Annotated in this window: 1 protein-coding gene; it reads left to right on the top strand. The window is 49.6% G+C overall.

Translation table 11 applies throughout. From position 1 onward, the window contains the following. Positions 1-933: IS110 family transposase (locus tag ACTHRH_RS25680; protein WP_440418295.1), on the top strand; the 933-nt coding region annotated here is incomplete at both ends.

Genomic DNA, 933 nt, shown 5'->3' with positions numbered 1-933 from the left:
GTAGTTTATCCACACTGCTGCGGGCTTGACGTACACAAAAAAACCGTTACAGCCTGCGCTATCACACCGAAGGGCAAAGAGATTCGGACTTTCAGTACAATGACCGATGATTTGATCCAAATGGCCGATTGGATCAAAAGCCATCACTGCACCCACGTCGCAATGGAAAGTACGGGTGTCTACTGGAAACCGATTTTCAACCTTTTGGAACTGGAAGAACTTCACATCATGGTTGTCAACGCTCAGCACATCAAAGCAGTGCCGGGACGAAAAACGGATGTAAAAGATGCTGAATGGATCGCCGATCTTTTACGACATGGTCTATTGCAAGGCAGCTTTATTCCCAAACGGGAACAGCGCGAATTACGTGAATTGGTTCGCTATCGCCGAAGTCTAATCGATGAACGCTCCCGTGAAGTGAGCCGCATTCAAAAGGTGTTGGAAGGAGCCAATATTAAACTCTCTTCCGTGGCAACGGATATCTTGGGTGTATCCGGACGGGCCATGATCGAAGCGATGATCGAAGGCGTCGAAGATTCCCGGAAATTAGCTGAGTTGGCTAAGGCGCGCTTAAAAAACAAAAAAGGCGATCTTGAGCGTGCGTTACGGGGACTGATCGGGCCTCATCAGAAGCTGATGCTCGAAACGCAACTGAAGCATATTGATTTTTTGGATGAACAGATCGCCAATCTGGATGAAGAAGTGAAAGAACGCATGCTCCCTTTTGAGGAGGACCTGGAGCGTTTGGATACGATCCCTGGCGTCGGCCGACGTACCGCTGAACAATTGCTGGCGGAAATCGGCACCAACGTGGAGGAACAATTCCCTTCTGCTGCCCATTTGTGTTCGTGGGCAGGGATGGCTCCAGGCAATAACGAAAGCGCTGGAAAGCGCAAGTCCGGTCGAACACGAAAGGGTAACAAAAAGCTTCGA

It is taken from the genome of Paenibacillus sp. SAFN-117 (assembly GCF_051966115.1).
GTDB lineage: Bacteria > Bacillota > Bacilli > Paenibacillales > NBRC-103111 > Paenibacillus_L > Paenibacillus_L residui.
The sequence above is the reverse complement of the archived record's forward strand: the minus strand, read 5'-3'. Positions and strand labels throughout refer to the sequence as shown.